The 19,714-nt window shown below is 59.7% G+C and carries 14 protein-coding genes, 1 tRNA gene and 2 pseudogenes; 11 read left to right on the top strand and 6 right to left on the bottom strand.

The genetic code is table 11. The annotated features are described in order from the left end of the window. The first annotated feature begins 6 nt into the window (after nucleotides 1–6). Nucleotides 7–648: a YitT family protein gene (locus RBH10_RS20425; protein ID WP_281038112.1), complete on the top strand. Its 642-nt coding sequence runs from the start codon at nucleotides 7–9 to the stop codon at nucleotides 646–648. A 26-nt stretch (nucleotides 649–674) separates the two neighbouring features. Here RBH10_RS20425 and RBH10_RS20420 read toward each other — a convergent pair. Together RBH10_RS20420 and RBH10_RS20415 are read right to left on the bottom strand one after the other, a co-directional pair. After that, nucleotides 675–1,135: pseudogene (locus RBH10_RS20420) on the bottom strand (carboxymuconolactone decarboxylase family protein). 97 nt (nucleotides 1,136–1,232) lie between these two features. Further along, nucleotides 1,233–1,736, bottom strand: coding sequence for an Rrf2 family transcriptional regulator (locus RBH10_RS20415; RefSeq protein ID WP_045015155.1), 504 nt, complete (start codon nucleotides 1,734–1,736; stop codon nucleotides 1,233–1,235). Nucleotides 1,737–1,786: 50 nt separating this feature from the next. Here RBH10_RS20415 and RBH10_RS20410 point away from each other — a divergent pair. Both RBH10_RS20410 and pdeM read left to right on the top strand, forming a co-directional pair. Further along, nucleotides 1,787–4,379: pseudogene (locus RBH10_RS20410) on the top strand (ligase-associated DNA damage response DEXH box helicase). A gap of 34 nt (nucleotides 4,380–4,413) precedes the next feature. After that, nucleotides 4,414–5,142 carry a ligase-associated DNA damage response endonuclease PdeM gene (gene pdeM, locus RBH10_RS20405; protein ID WP_281038114.1) on the top strand — a complete coding sequence of 243 codons (729 nt, stop codon included), beginning with the start codon at nucleotides 4,414–4,416 and terminating at the stop codon, nucleotides 5,140–5,142. A 23-nt stretch (nucleotides 5,143–5,165) separates the two neighbouring features. Here pdeM and RBH10_RS20400 read toward each other — a convergent pair whose 3' ends face one another. The 4 genes from RBH10_RS20400 to podJ all read right to left on the bottom strand — a co-directional run bounded on the left by RBH10_RS20400 (nucleotide 5,166) and on the right by podJ (nucleotide 11,542). After that, on the bottom strand, nucleotides 5,166–5,603 hold the full coding sequence (locus RBH10_RS20400) for a universal stress protein (RefSeq protein ID WP_045015153.1): 438 nt from the start codon (nucleotides 5,601–5,603) through the stop codon (nucleotides 5,166–5,168). Between the two features lie 159 nt (nucleotides 5,604–5,762). Then, on the bottom strand, nucleotides 5,763–6,587 hold the full coding sequence (locus RBH10_RS20395; protein ID WP_281038115.1) for a TIGR02186 family protein: 825 nt from the start codon (nucleotides 6,585–6,587) through the stop codon (nucleotides 5,763–5,765). Then, entirely contained in the window at nucleotides 6,584–7,510 is a 927-nt protein-coding gene (locus RBH10_RS20390) for a sulfite exporter TauE/SafE family protein (RefSeq protein WP_045015478.1), read from the bottom strand. The genes RBH10_RS20395 and RBH10_RS20390 overlap by 4 nt, the downstream gene beginning before the upstream one ends. A gap of 264 nt (nucleotides 7,511–7,774) precedes the next feature. Then, entirely contained in the window at nucleotides 7,775–11,542 is a 3,768-nt protein-coding gene (gene podJ, locus RBH10_RS20385) for a cell division protein PodJ (RefSeq protein WP_281038116.1), read from the bottom strand. A gap of 379 nt (nucleotides 11,543–11,921) precedes the next feature. Between podJ and RBH10_RS20380 the strand changes: the two genes are divergently transcribed. The 8 genes from RBH10_RS20380 to RBH10_RS20345 all read left to right on the top strand — a co-directional run bounded on the left by RBH10_RS20380 (nucleotide 11,922) and on the right by RBH10_RS20345 (nucleotide 19,685). After that, nucleotides 11,922–13,718 (top strand): acyl-CoA dehydrogenase C-terminal domain-containing protein, encoded by a 1,797-nt coding sequence (locus RBH10_RS20380; RefSeq protein WP_281038117.1) that lies wholly within the window; start codon nucleotides 11,922–11,924, stop codon nucleotides 13,716–13,718. A 15-nt stretch (nucleotides 13,719–13,733) separates the two neighbouring features. Then, complete coding sequence (locus RBH10_RS20375) at nucleotides 13,734–13,973, top strand: hypothetical protein (RefSeq protein ID WP_281038118.1); 240 nt, start codon at nucleotides 13,734–13,736, stop codon at nucleotides 13,971–13,973. Nucleotides 13,974–14,012: 39 nt separating this feature from the next. Then, entirely contained in the window at nucleotides 14,013–15,221 is a 1,209-nt protein-coding gene (locus tag RBH10_RS20370; RefSeq protein WP_281038119.1) for an acetyl-CoA C-acetyltransferase, read from the top strand. Nucleotides 15,222–15,231: 10 nt separating this feature from the next. Beyond that, nucleotides 15,232–15,444, top strand: a complete 213-nt coding sequence (locus RBH10_RS20365) for a hypothetical protein (RefSeq protein WP_281038120.1) — start codon at nucleotides 15,232–15,234, stop codon at nucleotides 15,442–15,444. Between the two features lie 33 nt (nucleotides 15,445–15,477). After that, complete coding sequence (locus RBH10_RS20360) at nucleotides 15,478–17,694, top strand: 3-hydroxyacyl-CoA dehydrogenase NAD-binding domain-containing protein (protein WP_281038121.1); 2,217 nt, start codon at nucleotides 15,478–15,480, stop codon at nucleotides 17,692–17,694. A gap of 168 nt (nucleotides 17,695–17,862) precedes the next feature. Beyond that, nucleotides 17,863–18,285, top strand: a complete 423-nt coding sequence (locus RBH10_RS20355) for a hypothetical protein (RefSeq protein ID WP_281038122.1) — start codon at nucleotides 17,863–17,865, stop codon at nucleotides 18,283–18,285. Between the two features lie 294 nt (nucleotides 18,286–18,579). After that, nucleotides 18,580–18,655 (top strand) — tRNA-Phe (locus tag RBH10_RS20350). 238 nt (nucleotides 18,656–18,893) lie between these two features. Beyond that, entirely contained in the window at nucleotides 18,894–19,685 is a 792-nt protein-coding gene (locus tag RBH10_RS20345; RefSeq protein WP_281038123.1) for a toll/interleukin-1 receptor domain-containing protein, read from the top strand. Nucleotides 19,686–19,714: the final 29 nt, after the last annotated feature.

Genomic DNA, 19,714 nt, shown 5'->3' with positions numbered 1-19,714 from the left:
AAAGGCATGGGCGATACGAGTGCGCGCAAGCGCGTGAATATTTGGGCTTCCGCGCCCGATCGTCATTCGCTGCTGGAGGATGCCCAGGGCGTTCTGGCGGGCAGCATGCTGGTCTCGCTTGGCGTGACGCTGCTTTCCGCGGCGGGCCTTCTCACCGGCGGCGTGGTGGGCATTGCCTTTCTGGCGCATTATTCGCTCGGTTTCAGCTTTGGCGCGGTGTTCTTCCTCGTCAACCTGCCGTTTTATTATCTCGCCTTCCGCCGTCTTGGCCTTGCCTTCACGGTCAAGACCTTTTGCGCCATTGCCATGACGGCGCTGCTTTCGGAATATATGCCCGGCTTTTTCGCCTTTCAGAGCATCAATCCGGTTGCCGCAGCTCTCTTTGGCGGATTGACGGTTGCGGCCGGCATGCTGGCGCTGTTCCGCCACCGCACCAGCCTCGGTGGCTTCGGCATATTGGCGCTTTATCTTCAGGATCGTTTCGGCTGGCGTGCCGGTCTCGTCCAGCTCGCCTTCGATGGCATGGTGCTGGCCTGCTCGTTTTTCATCGCGACGCCTTTCGTCATCATTTGCTCCATCCTCGGCGCGCTGGTCATGAACCTCGCGCTTGCCATCAATCACAGAAACGACCGCTACATCGCCATGTAGCGGTCGTGTTGCTCTGGTACGGCGGTTCAGGCTGCCTTGGCGGCGGCGTCGACCGGATGCTGCGAGCGGAAACCGACGGCGATGCGGTTCCATGTGTTGATGGCACCGATGGCAACGGTGATCTTCACGATGTCCTCGTCGGAGAAATGTGCCTTCAGCGCTTCGAAGGTGTCATCCGGAGCGCCGGTTTCGGCAATCTTCGTTACTGCATCCACCCAGCCGAGCAGCGCCCGTTCCTGCTCGGTATAGACAGTGGATTCCGCCATACGCTCATCAGGTTGATCCACTGTTCGGGAAGACCGTCATGGCGGCTTTCCTTCACATGCATGTCGACGCAGAAGGCGCAGCCGTTGATGATCGAGGCACGCAGCTTGATGAGGTGAACGAAGCGGCGCTCGAGGCCACTGCTCTGGACGTAGGTTTCCAGCGCCATTACGGCCTTGAAGGCTTCGGGAGATGCTTTGGCATAGTTCAAACGGGTTTTCATGGGTCTCTCTCCATTGGTTGGGTCTGTTAAGGGTATGCGTCATCGTTCCGGAAAGCGGTGTCGCTTCCGGTATTTCGGGTAATCCTGTCTTTGGGTCTCAGCGCGTTGCGGTCTTGCGCTCGTTCAGCTCCAGAAAGGCGCAGCCGCGTGCTGCAATACCGCCGTCGTCAGTGGCGGCAAGGTCGCCCGCAATGTCGGCAATGGTGGTTTTTGCAAGTTCGGCGCGGTAGACCTTCTCCGCCTTCAGCATCGCGGCATTGATGCCACAGGGCTTGGTGAAATAACGTCCCGGCAAGGGGTTCGGCCCGCGCTGGCGAATTTCCGCACAGCGGAAGGCAGGCTGCGGTCCCTCCACGGCCAGAACGATATCGAGCAGGGTAATCTTGTCGGTCGTCCGGGCGAGACGATAACCGCCCTTCGGCCCCGGCACGGTGGTGACGATCCCCGCGCCGGAAAGCGATTGCAGGTGCTTCAGGAGATAGCTCGTGGAAACACCATGGAATTCCGCCAGCGCCGCCGCCGAAAGCACGCCGCCTTCGGAAAGTCCCGCCAGCATGCTTACGCTGTGAATGGCCTGTTCAACGCCGTCGCCGAGTTTCATCCGACTTGCCCATGTTTGGTGTGCTTCAGTATTGTGGATATTATTTATCCATGATTATGCTTTCCTGTCAAGCGGTCCTGTTCGGCTCTTCTTTTTTGCAGGTTTTTCACTACCTTGAGGGTGTGAAACACGCCGAGTCTCCCACTTCCGGCACGCATGTCGGCACCTTGCCTCTTCCATTCCAGAAATGGTTTGCCGAAAAGGGGTGGTCTCCGCGCGCCCATCAGCTGGAGCTGATGGCACGGGCGCGGGGGTGGCGAGAACATGCTGCTGATTGCGCCGACGGGCGCCGGCAAGACGCTGGGCGGCTTCATGGCGTCGCTCACCGATCTGGCAGAGCGTGGCAAGGTGCCGCCGGGCTCCGGTTTTGTCGGTGTGCACACGCTCTATATCTCGCCGCTGAAGGCGCTTGCGGTGGATATCGAACGCAATCTCACCAAACCCGTTTCCGAAATGGGCCTGCCGATTTCCATCGAGACCCGCACAGGCGATACGCCGCAGGGCAAACGCCAGCGTCAGAAGATCAAGCCGCCCGATATTCTCCTGACGACGCCGGAGCAGGTGTCGCTGCTGCTTGCCAACAAGGAGGCCGAACGCTTTTTCCGCGACCTCAAATATGTGGTGCTGGATGAGCTGCATTCGCTCGTCACCTCCAAGCGTGGCCATCTGCTGTCGCTAGCGCTCGCCCGGGTGCGCAGGCACGCGCCGCATGTGCGCTTTATCGGCCTTTCGGCCACCGTGGCGGAACCGATGGACTTGCGCCGTTACCTTGCGCCGCAGGGGCGGGGTGAGCCGCCTGCCGGCCTCATCACCGTCGAGGGCGGAGCAAAACCGGATATCTCCATTCTGCACACGGAAGACCGTATTCCGTGGTCCGGCCATTCGGCGCGTTACGCCATGAAGGATTTATATGCGGCGCTGAAGGAGCATCAGACGACGCTGATCTTCGTCAACACCCGCTCGCAGGCGGAGCTGATCTTTCAGGAGCTCTGGACCATCAATGACGACAATCTGCCAATTGCGCTGCATCACGGCTCGCTGGATACGAACCAGCGCCGCCGGGTGGAGGCCGCGATGGCCGAAAACCGGCTGCGCGCCGTCGTTGCCACCTCCACGCTCGATCTCGGCATAGACTGGGGCGATGTCGATCTGGTTGCGCATGTCGGTGCGCCAAAAGGGGCGAGCCGTCTTGCCCAGCGTATCGGCCGCGCCAATCACCGCATGGACGAACCGTCAAAGGCGATCCTCGTTCCCGCCAACCGGTTCGAGGTGATGGAGTGCCGCGCCGCGCTGGATGCCAACTATATCGGTGCTCAGGATACGCCGCCGATTGCCGAAGGCGCGCTCGATGTTCTGGCCCAGCATGTACTTGGCATGGCCTGCGCCGAGCCCTTCGATGCGGACGACCTCTACCGCGAAGTGACCAACGCTTCGCCTTACGCCGATCTGCCACGCGAAACCTTTGACCGTATCGTGGATTTCACCGCCACCGGCGGTTACGCGCTACGCACCTATGAACGTTACGCCCGCATCCGCCAGATGAAGGACGGCCGCTGGCGCGTTTCCAATCCGGCAGTCGCACAGCAATATCGCCTCAACCTCGGCACCATTGTCGAGGCGGCGGAACTCAATGTCCGCATGGTCAAACGCAATGCCAAGGGCTCGGTCGGGCGCGGCGGTATGTCGCTTGGCAAGGTCGAGGAATATTTCCTCGAACAGCTGGTGCAGGGCGATACCTTCCTGTTTGCGGGCAAGGTGCTGCGGTTCGAGGGTATTCGGGAGAGCGAATGCCTGGTGTCGCAGGCCTTTTCGATGGACCCGAAGATACCCTCCTATGCAGGCGGCAAGTTTCCGCTTTCCACCTACCTTGCGGATCAAGTGCGCTCCATGCTCTCCGATCCCGCCCGCTGGCAGTCACTGCCGGATCAGGTGCGCGACTGGCTGGCGATCCAGAAGGAAAAGTCGATCATTCCCAAGCGCGACGAGCTGCTGGTCGAAACCTTTCCCTTCCGCAAACGCTTCTTCATGGTCATGTATCCCTTCGAAGGGCGGCTGGCACACCAGACGCTCGGCATGCTTCTGACCCGGCGGCTGGAACGGGCGGGCGCAAAGCCGATGGGCTTCGTCGCCACCGATTATTCGCTCGCCATCTGGGCCATGGACGATATCGGCAGCCGATTGAAATCCCGCCGCCTGTCACTGGCGGACCTCCTCGATGAGGATATGCTGGGCGACGATCTGGAGGCATGGCTGGACGAATCCTTCATGCTGAAGCGTACCTTCCGCAACTGCGCCGTCATTTCCGGCCTCATCGAACGCCGCCATCCGGGCAAGGAGAAGACCGGCCGTCAGGTCACTGTCTCGGCCGATCTTATTTATGACGTTCTTCGCAGCCATGAGCCGGACCATATTCTGCTGGAAGCCACGCGGCGCGATGCGGCGACGGGACTTTTGGATATTGGCCGTCTTGGCGATATGCTGAGGCGAATCAAGGGGCACACCACCCACCGCGCGCTGGAGCATGTCTCGCCGCTTGCCGTACCGGTCATGCTGGAAATCGGTCGCGAGATGGTGGCGGGCGAAGCGATGGACACCGTGCTGGCCGAGGCCGCAGACGAGCTGATCGCCGAAGCGATGTCGTGAAACATCGGGTTGGAATAAAGGAACGAAGGTAAAAGTGCTGAGCCGGCTGACATTGAGCGACAGGTTTTCTAACGGCTTCGAATGCCTCGGCAGCGAAACCGCCGTGAACGGCGTCGCCGCCTGGTGCGATCCGCTCGGCGGGCTTTACCTGCCGGACCTGTCCCTGCTCGTCGTCTCCGACCTGCATCTGGAAAAAGGTGCGGCCTTTGCCCGGCGTGGGCGCATGTTGCCGCCCTACGACACCATTGCCACGCTTAAAATCCTGTCTTCGCTCGTCAGCCGCTACGATCCGAAGATCGTCGTCAGCCTCGGCGACAATTTCCACGACCGCGTCGGCTCCGAGCATCTGCCGCTGATGCTGCGCGAACTCATCCGCGAGATGGCCCGTGGCCGCGAATGGATATGGATCAACGGCAACCACGATCCGGATGGTACCGTCGATCTGCCGGGCTCTTCGGTGGATGAGATGTTTTACGGCAATCTCGTCTTCCGCCATGAGCCGAAGGTGGGAGATGCCGCCGGCGAGATCGCGGGTCACCTGCATCCCTCCGCCACGGTTCGCCGCCGCGAAAAGACGGTTCGGCGGCCCTGTTTCGCCACCGATGGTTCGCGGCTTCTGATGCCGGCCTTCGGGGTCATGAGCGGCGGGCTGGATTTGCGGCACAAGGCCATGCGCGGTCTCTTCGATCACACGGCACTCGTTGCGCATCTGATGGGGAGGGACCGCATCTATTCGGTGCGGTTTTCAAATCTGCTCGGCTGAGCGTATCTCGTCGCCACAGCCGCCTATTGGCGATAGACCAGCACCGGTATCTTCGAGTTTTTCAGCACCTTGGCCGTGACGCTGCCGAGCAGCATCTCAATGAAGCTTCTGCGCCGGTGCGAAGCCATGGCAATGAGATCGCAGCCGGTCCTGTTGGCAATTTCGATAATCGCCTCATCCGGCCGCCCGGCCCGCGCCAGCAGGGCTTCACAATCCAGCCCCATCGACGCAGCGTGCGCCTGTGTGTCTCTCAGAAAATGCTCCGCTTCCTCGCAACGGTGGAATTCCTCTTCGGCAATGGCGGCAATGTCCTCGACATCGCTGGCAATGACGTGAAAGGGTTCGGATACCGTCACGACGGTCACCTTTGCGCCTGCCTCTCTGGCGAGAGCGAACCCTTGGTCGATTGCGATCTGCGCCAGCGGCGAGCCATCGGTGGGAATGAGAATGTGCTTGAACATGACATTTCTCCTTTTCATCCCAGTCACAACCGCACTTGCCGCCATTGGCTGCGTGCGTGGTTGTAACGCCTTGAATTTTACAGCAAACCTTGGAAGGAAGCGAACGCTATCTTTTCCCGTGCGGGTAGCACACGCGCACGTTTACGGGATGAAAAGCTGTCAGTCCTTGCGGAAAATAATGCTCGCACCCCAGCCGGTGACGACGGCAAGGAGAACGCACAGCGCGCCATAGGCAAGCGGCGTCTGATGCGCCGCATCGGTGATCGCCTGTTCCATGCCGGTCTTGACGACGCGCAGTTTCAGCTCGCGCTGGGCGATGAAGTTGCCGCTTTTGAAGAGGTAGGCGCGGGCGGTGTGCACACCGTTCGGCACGTTGGCGGGCAGGCGCAGGGTTGCCCAGAACAGGCCGGTACGCTCCAGCCGCACGCCGGTCGTGTCATTGCGATAGATGCCGCTTGAAAGCCTCAGGCGTCGGTAGGCCTCCTGAAAATCGAAGACATTGTCGGGCACGCCCGAGAACACCGCGCTTTTGAGCGACAGGTGTTCGACACCCAGTCCCATTGCCCGCAAGGTGCCGGGTGAGGCGACGGCGCTGATATCGCGTGTGCTGGCCATGGAATAGGATTCCGGCAGCGGTGTGAAGGTGATGGCGCTGGTATTGATCCAGATGCCGGCCACACGCTCCTTCTTGCGCACGGTCATGTAGTCGCTGGGGCCTTCGAGGGTTACGACGATATCATATTGCCCGATGGCCAGCAGCAGCTGGTCGGTATTGTTGAGAGCGCCGAAGAGTGTGAAATCCGCTCCGCGAAAATCGGAGGTGATCGGAATTTCGGTCGTCGATGCGCCAATTTCAATATTTTCCTGCAGGGACCGCTGCTGCGTGCCGGGAGGCAGGGCAAGCGGCGGCGTCTGCGCTAAAGCCGTAAAGCCAAGGCAGGAACTGACAAGCAGAAATGCGCAAAGCAGCAGGCGGCGGGTCAATAGCCTAACCCTCCAACGGCGACCGAAAACAGGTCTTCCGGGTGCACCACCAGCGCTACGGCAAGGCGAAGGGCAACCGCAAGCACCAGCAGCGCCAGAAGTGCGCGCAACTGTTCGCCGCGCAATTTCTGCCCCACGCGCACGCCATATTGCGCACCGATGACACCAGCCACCATCAGGATGAAGGCCAGCACCACATCGACCGAATAGTTCGTCGCGGCCTGAACGATGGTCGTATAGGCGGTCACGAAAATGATCTGGAACAGCGAGGTTCCAACAACGACATTGGTCGGAATACGCAGGAGATAGATCATGGCCGGCACCATGATGAAGCCGCCGCCGACACCCATGATCGAGGTGAGGATGCCGATGCCGAAACCCAGCGTGACGATGGGAATGACGCTGAGATAGATCTTCGATTTCTTGAACCGCATTTTCAGCGGCAGGCGGTGAACCCAGTTGTGATGTCCGGGACGGCGCAGCGTCACGGTTTCATTGCGGGCGGCGCGGCGAAGAGCGGAAATGCTTTCCTTCAGCATCAGCGTGCCGACGGTGCCGAGCAGGATGACATAGAGCAGCGAAACAATGAGATCGAGCTGGCCGATGCTGCGCAGGAACGAGAATATCCAGACGCCGACCGTGGCGCCGAGGAGACCGCCGACAAGCAGCACGCTGCCGAGCTTTACATCCAGCGTTCCGCGCCGGAAATGCGTGATCGAGCCGGAGACGGAGGAGGCAACCACCTGGTTTGCGCCCGTCGCCACCGCCACTACCGGCGGAATATTGTAGAAAATCAACAGCGGAGTGATGAGAAAGCCGCCGCCCACGCCGAACATGCCGGAAAGAAAACCGACGGCCGCGCCCATGCCGAGAATGATGAAAATATTCACCGACAGTTCTGCGATCGGCAGATAGACAGTCACGGCTCGGACCTCGGGCAAATGGTTCCGGGCGACGGGGCTTGTCCGGGTGAGGGGCCGCGCCGCGATTTACACTTTCTGTCTGAAAAGACCGGGCATGCCCGGCCTTCACCCGTCATGCCCGCGAGGGCCCGACGTGTCAACATTCAACGGTAAATACGTTGATAATTTGGAAAGATAGAGGCTAGGCAGCAGATGCGGCGCCACATTCCGGCGCCAAAGTGTAAGGAAGCGGCCGGTGTGGCCGCTTCATGTGTTGCGAAACGGTTATTTGTTGCGAGCGAGCAGTGCGGTCACCAGCTCGTTGGTGATGCGCCCGTCAGGCGTCTGGCCCACGGACTTCTGGAAGTCCTTGATGGCGGTCACGGTGTTCTTGCCGAGCTTGCCGTCGGGCTGGCCTGCGTCGAAACCGTTCTTGTTCAGGATAGCCTGAATGTTGCGGATCGCCTTTTCCATGTCGACGGAAGCGGTCTTCACGCCTTCCTTGCCAGCCCATTCTTCCGGCGGGTTGACGCTGTTGGCGTCTTCCGAAAGCGGCTTGACCTTCCATGCATCGGCTTTGGTGCGTGCGCTCTGAAGCTGCTGCGGGTTCATTGCTCCGGCAACTTCATCACGCTTCTGGGCGGCGTCGGTATCGCCGTCCTTGGCCGCAATCGCGAACCACTTGTAGGATTCTTCGATATCCTGCTTCACGCCGCTTCCGCGTGCGTAAAGAATGGCGAGGTTGAACTGGCTGTCACGGACGCCGAGTTCGGAAGCCTTGATGAACCATTGCGCGGCGGCGGTGAAATCCGGCTGGCCGGCCGCGTCGGAGGCGAGCAGGACGGCGAGATTGTGCATGGCGCCCGCATTGCCTTGATCAGCAGCCAGCGTGTAGTAGCGCTTCGCTTCGGAAAGGTTGCGCTCGACGCCATTTGCCTTCTCGTAAAGGTTGGCGAGACGATATTGCGCGGGGGCGAGGCCGCGATCCGCCGCCAGCTTGTACCACTTTGCGGCTTCCGCACGATCGGCGGCAAGGCCACGACCTTCGGTGTAGCGTGCTGCGATCTCGTACAGCGCCTGCGTGTCGCCCTTTACTGCCGCTTCCGCCAGCGATGCCGGTTCGATACCGGCGGGAACTGCGATCGCATCATGGGCCGGGGTGGCTGGAGCAGCGGCTTCCACCGGTGCCTGCGGCTGGTTCTGCGCAACAGCGCCGGATGACGCATCCACGGCGGGTGCATCGGCAACCGGCGGTTCGTTGGTCAGTGGTGCACCGCCGATCGTACGCGGATCGATGGTGTTTTCCGTCGGTGCGGCGTTTTCGATGCTGTCGGCGGATGCAGCCTGCTGCGGATCGATAGTGAGTTCGGACGGGATGGTCACGGCCTTGTCGCCGGTCTCGGGAAGTGCGGAGACCGGAGCATTGTCCATCTTCTGTTCGATGACCGGTGCCGGAGCTTCCGCGCCGCCGATCATCGTCTTGACGAGCGGCATGGCCATCATGGCGAGAAGAATGGCACCGATGCCGAGCAGCAGCGGGCGGCGATAACGTGAAAGCGCCGAAGCGTCGGGCTTGCGGTTTTTCTTGCCGGTTTCAAGCTTCTCCGGCGATGTTTCCATGGCAGCAGCCTGTGCTGCGCGACGGGCGGCGGCGATGAAATCCGTCCGTCCCTCGGCATCTGCGGCCTTGCCGCTGGCGGCGACCTGGCTGGCGCGCACGCGTTCCAGAATCTTCTTGATATCAGGCGCGCCCGAACCGGGCTCGAGAAGTTCGTTTTCCTGGCCGGCGGGCAGAACGTCGATCGGGTCGAGCGAGGGGGCGGGCTCGACCTGCGTGCGCGTGGTGGTGGCAGATACCGGTTCCTCTGCCGATTTGGCGGTCTTTGCCGTGCCGGTCTTGAAACGCTTGGTCAGGCCGGCAAGCAGGCTCTTTTTCTCTGCTTTTGCGGGTTTTGCAGCGGCGGGCGGTACAATCGTATCCGCTTCGTTTTCGCCTGCATCCCGCGTGTCGTCGAGAATGAGCTGCTCTTCGGCGATGTAGCCCTCTTGCGGGAAAATGGCGGCCGGCATGGCCACATCTTCGCGAGCGGTAGCGACCATATGCTGTGCGACGTTGCGCGCAGTGGCCTCTTGGCGATAGGCGGGAGCGGCCTCACGATTGTCAAGGCTGTCCAGCCGGCCGGCGATCTGCACCAGCGTCTCGTGCAGCGCCTCGAAGGTGCGGTGCGTGCGTTCTTCGGTGTTGCGGCTCAGTGCCTCGAGGCTGCGCAGATCGGTGGCGAGATCGGTCAGCATCGTCATGTCGGCAAGGTTGGCGCCGGAGGAGACATTGTTGCGCGTAAAGGCATCCAGAACAGCCTCGGCCGCCTGTCGTGCCGCCTCGATGATATATTCGTCGTTCGACGCCATGTAGTCCTCGATCGCCGACATGCGGGCGTCGAGTTCAGGCGACATGCCTGCCTGCTGGTGATGGACCGGGTGGCTGATCAGTGAGGAGAGATGGGCGATCTGGTTTTCGAGGCTCGTCAGCGCACCGCTATCGGCCGGTGCGGCATGGGCGGTCTCATCCAGGCGGGCGGCGATATTGCCGAGCCGCTCTTCCAGACGCGAAAAGGCGCTTTCGTTGAAACCGGCTACCGGCTGCGGCTGGCTATAACGATAATCGAGGTCTTCGATGCGTCGCGAAAGCATATCGAGCCGTTCCGCCAGACCGTCGTTGACGGCACCGTGATCCAACGCGTCGATCTTGCGGGAAATGTCGCTTAGGAAGGATGTCAGTTCCGCCTGCTGCGAGGGGCGCTGCGACCGTTCTAGAAGCAGAGAAAGCTGGTCCAGCCTCTCATGCAGCTGGGCGGCATCGCGAGCGGTGCTCAGCTCGTCGATCTTGCCGGCCAGCGTTTCAAGGCGCGCGGTAAGATCCTCAGTCGGATCAGGCTTGACGGCGGCGAGGCGGTTGATGTCGCCCAACTGTTCGGCAAGGCCGTTCAGGCGGGTTTCAAGCCGCTGCGCCAGCGCATTGTCCGTCGCCTGTGTATTGGAGCGGGTGCTGGCAGCGGCAATGGCGCGGCTGATTTCATCGAGCCGCTGATCCAGACCGGAAAACTGCTCGGTAAAGGCCGCTTCGTTCGGCTGCATATGCTTGCCGAGCTGTTCCACGGCGCTCGCAATGGCAATCAGCTTTTCTTCAAGCACGCGCACGGCGGGGTTGTTGCTCATGCCGCCGAGCTGGGTCTTGATGTCGTCGAGACGATAGGCGAGCGAGACGATTTCGTCCTGCAGCGAGGCCGCATCGAAACCGCGCAACGTGTCTTCCACCGTGTTCCAGCGGCTTTCGATCCGGTGCACACTGTCTTCGCGTGCAAGCTGGTCGATGGTGACGCGCAGGTCGTCGAATTCGTTGCGCAGCCCGTAGGCATCCGGAGATGCAAGATTGCCGAGCTGGTCGATGCTGCCGGCAAGCCTTGCAATATCATCGCGCAGATCGCCGATGAAATGCTGGTCTTCCGCAATCGTGCGGATATTGCGGATTTCGGCACGCAGCCCCTGCGCTTCGCGCGCCACGCCTTCGGAAATATCGTGCTTCAGTTCGTGCCGCAGGTTAACGAGCGCCTGCGCGATCTCCTGCAGGGCCGCGTCGTTTCGCTGCTGTTCCTGATGGGGCGGGATGGAACGCGCGCGCGGTGCGGGATTGGGCGCCGCGTTCTGCACGTCGTTCGGCCGGTATTCCGGCGCGAGCGGTCTGGTAATGGTTCGTTCCGGGCGCGCAACGGGCTCCTGCGGGCGCTGGAAGCTGGCCTCGAGAAGGCGCTGGCGCTGGCGGATTTCGTTGACGGGGTCGAGCTGTGGCGGGGTGACAGTGGCGCGCGGCTCACGCGGCGCGGCGTAAGCCTCGGTTTTCGGTTCAGGGGCAGGGTTCGTGGCCCGAGGATCGCGCGGGAATTTCTGGCTCATCAGCCCTTCGATGCGGGCTTCAAGGCCTTCAATAGTGCGATTGAGAGCATCAAGAGACGACCTGTCGCTTGGCGGTTGGGTTTTCGATCGCAATCCGTTCATCTTCTCGCTCGCTTCGCTTCCGTCCGGCGTGCCCGGTTGTTGTCGTCACGGTTGGCCTCTCTGGCCATGCCGTCGCAGCAACATGCAGCAATTCTAGAGCCGGTATTTGCCCCCTTGGAGGAAAATGCGCCGAGTGACGAAGCAGTTACCTCTTGTCGGAGAATCCGCGAAACGTGGTAAATAAGTGGTTAACTATAGTTGGAATTTTTTAACTTTTGTGGCGCATGGCGATTTCGCGCGGGGCGGGCCATCCATTCAGCGGAAAAAGGAGAGGCGATATTCCGTTGGAATTTATTTGACGTTTACGCGCACGTCAAATATTGTCATCCCATATTGGCCGGATCGGCTCCGGCTTTCACGATGCGGAGGAACATCGGTAATGCCTGTTTACAAGGCCCCAGTCAAAGACACGCTTTTTATTCTGAACGACGTTCTTGGCCTCGAGCGGTATAACAACCTGCCCGGCTTCGAGGATGCGACCCCTGATATGATCGAGGCGATCACCGGTGAGGCGGCGAAGGTGGCCGAGGAGCGGCTTTTCCCGCTCAATCTTTCCGGCGACCAGCAGGGCTGCAAGCGTGCAGACGACGGTTCTGTCTCCGTGCCTGATGGTTTCAAGGAGGCCTACGACGCCTATTGTGAAGGCGGTTGGATCGGCCTTGCCGTTCCGCCGGAATTCGGTGGGCAGGGCCTGCCCTACACGCTGCATGCCGCAATCGGCGAATACATGTCGTCCGCCAACCTGTCCTTGATGATGTATCCCGGCCTGACGCAGGGCGCCATCGCCGCCGTTCTGGTGCATGGAACGCAGGAGCAGAAGGAAACCTATCTGCCGAAGATGGTCGAAGGCACATGGTCCGGCACCATGAACCTCACCGAACCCCATTGCGGCACCGATCTCGGCCTGCTGCGCACCAAGGCAGTTCCGCAGGACGACGGCAGCTACAGGATTTCCGGCCAGAAGATATTCATTTCGGCCGGCGAACATTCCATGACTGATAATATCGTCCATCTGGTGCTCGCCCGCATCGAAGGTGCACCAGAAGGCACCAAGGGCATCTCGCTATTCATCGTGCCGAAATTCCTCGTGAAGGAAGATGGCGCGCTCGGCGAACGCAACGGCGTCACCTGCGGCGCGATCGAACACAAGATGGGCATTCACGGCAACGCCACCTGCGTCATGAATTATGACGATGCCACGGGTTATCTGCTGGGTGCGGAGAACAAGGGTCTCTCCGCCATGTTCGTGATGATGAACGAAGCCCGCCTCGGCGTCGGCCTGCAGGGCCTTTCCGTTGGCGAGATCGCCTATCAGAACGCCGTCGAATATGCCCGCGATCGCATTCAGGGCCGCTCGCTGTCGGGCGTCAAGTTCCCCGACAAGAAGGCCGATCCGATCATCGTGCATCCCGATATCCGCCGCACGCTGATGACCATCAAGGCTTACAACGAGGCCGGCCGTGCCTTCCTTCTGTGGACGGCGCTGCAATCCGACATCGCCCATCGCTCGACCGACGAGAAAGAGCGGCAGGCGGCAGACGATCTGCTCGGCCTCGTCACGCCGATCCTGAAAGGCGTGCTGACCGACAAGGGCTTTGACCACGCCGTCATGGCGCAGCAGGTTTTCGGTGGTCACGGCTACATCGAGGAACATGGCATGAGCCAATATGTCCGCGATGCCCGCATCACCATGATCTATGAGGGCGCCAACGGCATTCAGGCGCTCGATCTGGTCGGCCGCAAGCTCGGCATGAATGGCGGCCGCGCCGTCATGGCACTGTTCAAGGAAATCGGCGATTTCTGCGAGGAAAACCGCGCCGACGAAAAGCTTGCCCTTTACACCAAGGGCCTGAAGAAGGGCTTGAACGACCTGCAGGCCGCAACCATGTGGTTCATGCAGAACGCGATGGCCAAGCCCGACAATGCCGGTGCCGGCTCGACCGACTATATGCATCTCTTCGGCATCGTGGTGCTGGGTTACATGCAGGCCCGCATGGCCAAGGCTGCCAATGACGCGCTTGCGACCGGTGCCGCTTCGGACGAGGATTACCTCAAGACCAAGCTCGTCACGGCAAAGTTTTATATGGAGCGCATCATGCCGGAAACGGCGCTGCGCAAGGCCCGCATCGAAACCGGCGCGGACACCACGATGGAACTGGCTGCGGAAGCATTCTGACAACGAAGGTTTTTGATGGTTACCAAGGCAGATTTAACAGATTGGGTAGTTGAGGCGCTTAAGGCGAATAATGGCGAAGGATCGATTCTGTACGTAGCGAAGTACATTTGGGACCATCACCAAACTGACCTGCATGGGCACGATCTTTTTTATTCGTGGCAATATGACATGCGGTGGGCGGCGACAGAATTGAGGAAAAAGGGGCGCCTTGTTGCCGCTGATGACGATCGTCGCGGAAAATGGACGCTTAAATGAGCTTGGTGCACTGAGAATACGGTGCAAGGGAGAGAGTTAATGACCGACGTTTATATTTATGACCATGTCCGCACCCCGCGCGGACGCGGCAAGAAGGATGGCAGCCTGCATGAGGTGCCCTCCGTTCGCCTTGCCGCCAAGACGCTGGAAGCCATCCGCGACCGCAACGGGCTCGATACGTCTGCTGTCGATGACATCATCATGGGCTGCGTCGATCCTGTCATGGACGCCGGCGCGGTGATCCCGAAAGCCGCCGCCTTCGAGGCCGGTTATTCCAACAAGGCGCCGGGCATGCAGATCTCGCGCTTCTGCGCTTCGGGTCTTGATGCCATCAACTTCGCGGCCGGCAAGGTCAAGGCCGGTTCGGACGATATCGTCATCGCCGGCGGCGTGGAAAGCATGTCCCGCGTCGGCATGGGCATGTCGGGCGGCGCCTGGTACATGGACCCCTCGGTCAACTTCCCCGCCTTCTTCATGCCGCAGGGCGTTTCCGCTGATCTCATCGCCACCAAATACGGTTTTTCCCGTGACGATGTCGACGCCTATGCCGTCGAAAGCCAGAAGCGTGCGGCACATGCCTGGGAAAAGGGCTATTTCAACAGGTCCGTCATTCCGGTGAAGGACCGCAACGGCCTGACGATCCTTGATCGCGACGAGCATATGCGTCCGGGCACGGACATGCAGGCACTCGCTTCCCTCAACCCCTCCTTCCAGATGCCGGGTGAAATGGGCGGCTTCGAAGCTGTCGGCATCATGGCTCACCCGGAAGTGGAGCGCATCAACTACGTGCACCATGCGGGCAATTCGTCCGGTATCGTCGATGGCGCCGCCGCCGTGCTGATCGGTTCCAAGGCTGGCGGCGACGCGATGGGCGTGAAACCGCGTGCCCGCATCAAGGCTTTCGCCAATATCGGTTCCGACCCGGCACTCATGCTGACCGGCCCGGTGGACGTGACCGAAAAGCTCCTGAAAAAGACCGGCATGAAGCTTGCGGATATCGATCTCTTCGAACTCAACGAAGCCTTCGCCGCCGTGGTGCTGCGTTACATGCAGGCCTTCGATATCAGCCACGACAGGATGAACGTCAACGGCGGCGCGATCGCCATGGGCCATCCGCTGGGTGCCACGGGGGCGATGATCCTCGGCACGGTGCTGGACGAGCTGGAGCGGCGCGATCTGAACACCGCACTGGTCACGCTCTGCATCGGCGCGGGCATGGGCACGGCGACGGTTATCGAGCGGGTTTGAGAGGCTGGTCATGAGGCGCGAGGTTTACGAGCGACCCAAGAACGAGATCGAACAGCAACTGGCTAGGCACAATCTGGAAAAGGACATGGCGCAGGATCATAGGGCGTTCGTCAGCCCCGTTTCTTCTGCACATGTCCGCCGCCTCCGAGCCGAACGTTGGGGTTTGATTGTGTTTCTCGTTCTCGTGGTCGGTTCTCTCAGCCTCGCCATCGGCCTGTCATAACCTCAGGGAAATTCAGGGAAGAGGAATCCCAAAATGAGCACTTATACCAATTTCACCATCGAGACGGACGCAGACGGCATCGCCCTTGTCACCTGGGACATGCCGGAAAAGTCCATGAACGTCTTCACGTCAGAAGTGATGGACGAGTTGAACGCCATCGTTGACGCGACTGTCGCCGATAGCGCCGTCAAGGGCGTTGTCTTTACCTCCGGCAAGAGCACATTTTCCGGTGGCGCGGATCTTTCGATGATCAAGTCGATGTTCTCCTTCTACAATGACGAGAAGGCGAAGGATCCGGATCAGGCAGCCGCTAAGCTGTTCGAACTGGTTGGCCGCATGACCGGTCTGTTCCGCAAGCTGGAAACCAATGGCAAGCCGTGGGTCTCGGCCATCAACGGCACCTGCATGGGCGGCGCTTTCGAGCTGTCGCTGGCTTGCCACGGCCGTGTTGCTTCGAGTGCTAAGAGCCTCAAGATCGCCCTGCCGGAAGTCAAGGTCGGTATCTTCCCCGGTGCCGGTGGCACCCAGCGCGTGCCGCGTCTCACCGATGCGCAATCGGCGTTGCAGATGATGACCACCGGCCAGTCACTGACCGGCGCGCGCGCCAAGGCCATGGGACTGGTGCATCAGGTGGTGGAGCCGGATCAGCTCATTTCCGCTGCCAAGCAGATGATCAAGGACGGCCTGAAGCCGGTCGCTCCATGGGATGAAAAGGGCTTCAAGGCCCCCGGCGGCGGCATCTGGACGCCGGCCGCTGCCCAGCTCTGGCCGGCCGCTCCGGCGATCCTGCGCCGTGAAAGCGCCGGCAACTATCCGGCAGCACTTGCCATTCTGAAATGCGTCTATGAGGGCCTGCAATTGCCTTTCGATACGGCGCTGAAGGTGGAGCAGCGTTATTTCACCGAAATCCTTCGCTCGAAGGAAGCCTTCGGCATGATCCGCTCACTGTTCGTTTCCATGCAGGAACTGGGCAAGGGCGCGCGCCGCCCGGCAGGCCAGCCGAAGACGGAGTTCAGGAAGGTCGGCGTCGTCGGCGCCGGCTTCATGGGCGCTGCAGTCGCTTATGTCACCGCCGCAGCCGGTATCCCCGTTGTGCTGGTCGATCGCGATCAGGAAGCGGCAGACAAGGGCAAGGGCCATTGCGAGGAAAGCGTCAAGGCCGCCATCGGCAAGGGCAGGCTGACGCAGGACGAAGGTAAGGTGTTGCTCGACCTCGTCATCCCGACCTCCGATTACGCAGCGCTTTCCGATGCTGATCTCGTCATCGAAGCCGTCTTCGAAGACCGGGACGTGAAAAAAGCCGTCATCGAGGCCGTGGAAGCCGTCCTGCCGCAGGGCGCGATCTTCGCCTCCAACACCTCTACCCTGCCCATTACCGGGCTTGCGAAAAACTCCAAACGCCCGGCGGATTTCATCGGCATCCATTTCTTCTCGCCGGTCGAGAAGATGATGTTGACGGAAGTGATCCTCGGCAAGGAAACCGGCGACAAGGCGCTTGCGGTCGCGCTGGATTATGTGGCCAAGATCAAGAAAACGCCGATCGTCGTCAACGATACGCGCGGCTTCTTCGTCAATCGCTGCGTGCTGCGCTACATGGCGGAAAGCTACGATATGCTGATCGAGGGTGTGCCGCCCGCCATGATCGAGAATGCCGCGAAATTCGCCGGCATGCCGGTCGGTCCGCTGGCGCTGAACGACGAGGTGGCGATCGATCTTTCCTACAAGATCCTGAAAGCTACCGTTGCCGATCTCGGTGAAAAGGCGGTCGATCCGCGCCATATGGAGCTGGTGAAGAAGCTGGTGGAAGGCGAGGGTCGCTTCGGCCGCAAGAACGCCAAGGGCTTCTATGACTACCCGCCAAAGCCCGCCAAGAAGTCCCTCTGGCCCGGCCTGAAGGGTCTCTATCCGCAGCAGAAGCCTGAGGATGTGGATATGGAGGTGCTGAAACAGCGCTTCCTCGTCACTGTTGCTCTGGAGGCAGCCCGCACGGTGGAAGAAGGCATCGTCACCGATCCGCGTGAGGCCGATGTCGGCTCCATCCTCGGTTTCGGCTTTGCGCCCTACACCGGCGGTGCACTGTCTTACATCGACGGCATGGGCGTGAAGACCTTCGTGGCGCTCGCCGAGAAGCTGAGCGAGGCATATGGCCCGCGCTTCAAGCCGACACCGCTGCTTAAGGACATGGCCGCCAAGGGCGAGACCTTCTACGGTCGTTTCGATCCCTATGCCAGCACCGCAAAAGCGGCATAAGCCTTCAAGACAGACAAATGAACAGGCCCTCCGGGGCCTGTTTTTTTATGGGCCGATTGCGCTGATGTTGCCGCTTTATGTGCATCCTTTGCCCGGCTGAGACGTTGAAAAGGCGAGATCGGGTAAGAATGCCCGTCGCCGCAATTCAGAACGCCTCAGGAGACAGCGATGAAAGCACCACTGCGATCCCATGGTTTCGACAAGCCAACGGACCTTGACGACCATCTGGCTGAGCTGGACGAAGAGGCCGTGGAGAAAAAGGCCGAAAAACCAGCTGCCGAACATGCGCGTGCTGCTGCAACGGCCGACCCGTCGATACGTGCGGAACTGGATGATCTTCGCAAGCAACTGGAAAAGCTCCGCCGTGATGTAAAAAAACTGGAGACCGCTTTCCACCCGACCCGCCATAAACCTGTAGATGTCAGGCATGATAAAGACCACGAGAATTCGCGCCTGATGATGGTGGTGCGCTCCGTTGCCGTTACCTCGCTCGCCAGCCGCATCTTCGCTTCCTCTCCCGTCATGGCGGCGCTGGTGACCGTGGTGCCTTTCGCCCTCGGCCTTGCCGCACGGCGCAGCGAAGGGGCTTGAGCGGCCAGCCCCGCCCCGTCGCCGCGGAGCGATCGATCCTGTAGCGGAAAGCACCGACTGGGCCGCTGAGAGATAGATCGGGCTTCAACGGTTGACCAACAGCGTGCTCTCGGTGCGCGATTTGCCCTCCGCTGAGCCCACATTCCAGCCATCCACAGGCACCGTGAAAAAACTGTCAAAAAACTTCGTTATGGCGCTTGCCATGTCCGAACAAGATGTTATAACCCCGCTCACTTTCGGGGCACCAAAACGGCCCCGCCCGCTAAAAGCGGAGGTTCTTCAAGGACCTGAAGTGCCCGGATAGCTCAGTTGGTAGAGCAGCGGATTGAAAATCCGCGTGTCGGTGGTTCAAATCCGCCTCCGGGCACCATTTTTCTGAAAATAAATCATATCTTCAGATGGGCAAGTAATTCCAATGTCGGGATTTTTGTCCGGACGATACTTTCATCGCGATATTGATAAACACGACAGCCACTTTAGCGCTATTCATTGTAGTGCATTCCCAGCAAACTCACCGCATCATTTTTCTTCTTTCATGCTACCGAAATCAGGATCGAAAATTCCGTACGTTCGGGTATGGTTTGAAACGAGCCAATCGGAGAGTTAACATGTCCAAGCAATATGATGTTGCTCTGTCATTTGCCGGGGAAGATAGGCCGTATGTCGAAAAGGTAGCTGAGATACTAAAAGGGCGTGGCATAAAGCTATTTTATGATGAATACGAAAAGCATGATTTGTGGGGGAAAAATTTATACGATCATCTTTCCTCGGTTTATAAGGATCAATGTCAGTATGTAATCATGTTTGTATCCAAATATTACGCCAATAAAGTTTGGACAAACCTTGAGCGTGAAAGTGCGCAGGCAGCTGCATTTAGGGAACGGAAAGAATATATTTTACCCGTTCGCTTTGATGATACCGAAATACCAGGTGTCTTTGACACGATAGGGTATCTAAAAGCCCCCGAGATCTCACCTGCCGATCTCGTAAGGCTATTTGAGAGAAAGCTGGGAACTAGGGTACAATACTGGCTTAGACAGGCCGAAGAGGCGGCAAACTTCGCGAACCGTGTCTTGTTTGAAGCTCATCGTGGAGCGTTTTTGTGGAGAGGAAAAGCCGTAGCCGTCTTTGCAAATGTGGGGCCTTCTGATCGTAGCGAAGTGTATGCACAAAAGATGATAGAGGGTCTTGATCAAAAACGAATACTATCATCTGCGCTGTCAGATGATGGGTATACGTGGGTTGTTATGTATGATGATGGAGACCCAAATTATTTGACTGATTTAATATGGAAAAGATTTTTAGAGGAAAATCCGGACAAGGGTGTGTACGTCTCTATTGAGCACAAAACGGCAAGGGCGGCTCTTAGAAACTATTTGTACATAACGGCCATGGAGTAGCATCAAAAAATCTACTCCCACGGGGGCAT

Origin of the sequence: Rhizobium sp. AN73, from assembly GCF_030757975.1 — a bacterium.
Classification (GTDB): Bacteria; Pseudomonadota; Alphaproteobacteria; order Rhizobiales; family Rhizobiaceae; genus Agrobacterium; species Agrobacterium arsenijevicii.
Note: the sequence above shows the minus strand (reverse complement) of the source record. Positions and strands in the feature narration are given on the sequence as shown.